Source organism: Paraclostridium dentum, assembly GCF_012922555.1.
GTDB lineage: Bacteria > Bacillota > Clostridia > Peptostreptococcales > Peptostreptococcaceae > Paraclostridium > Paraclostridium dentum.
Genome location: NZ_WIPK01000068.1, coordinates 1 through 752 on the forward strand (window position 1 = coordinate 1; position 752 = coordinate 752).

Below are 752 nucleotides of genomic sequence, written 5' to 3' on the forward strand. Positions count from 1 at the left end.
CATTAATGGCCGCCGTCACTACACAAGCCTCCGCCGCTATTTTCCGGCCGTGCGCTTCGAGAGCCCGGTTCTTGACCGGTTCATCTGATAGATTGAACCGGGTAGTGTCGGTTAAACCGGCCGTCTCGTCGTTCAAATCTTTCAGAGTTGAAGCCAAGAAAGGTGAATGGCTACCTGGGCTGGCCTCTCCTACCTATCTTGACGGCAGTCTACCCGGAGACAATGGGTTCGACCCATTGGGGCTCGCGGAGGATCCGGAAAACTTGAAATGGTTCGTACAGGCGGAGCTAGTGAATGGGCGGTGGGCGATGCTTGGGGTGGCCGGAATGCTGCTGCCGGAGGTTTTCTCGTCGATCGGCATCATCAACGTTCCTAAGTGGTACGATGCCGGAAAGAGCGAGTACTTCGCCTCGTCGTCGACTCTCTTTGTGATCGAGTTCATCCTCTTCCACTACGTCGAGATCAGGAGGTGGCAAGACATCAAGAACCCCGGGAGTGTCAACCAAGACCCCATTTTCAAGCAATATAGCTTGCCTCCCAACCAAGTAGGCTACCCCGGTGGCATCTTCAACCCCCTCAACTTCGCCCCGACTCTCGAGGCCAAGGAGAAGGAGATAGCCAACGGGAGACTGGCGATGCTGGCGTTCTTGGGGTTCGTTATTCAGCACAACGTGACCGGAAAAGGCCCGTTCGACAACCTGCTGCAGCACCTGTCGGACCCGTGGCACAACACAATCATCCAGACATTCAAG

The 752-nt window shown here is 55.7% G+C and carries 1 protein-coding gene; it reads left to right on the forward strand.

Going from position 1 to position 752, the window contains the following annotated elements; translation table 11 throughout:
- Nucleotides 1-5: 5 nt before the first annotated feature.
- On the forward strand, nt 6-752 hold a 747-nt coding region (locus tag GFJ41_RS20930; protein WP_226890291.1), incomplete at its 3' end, for a chlorophyll a/b-binding protein.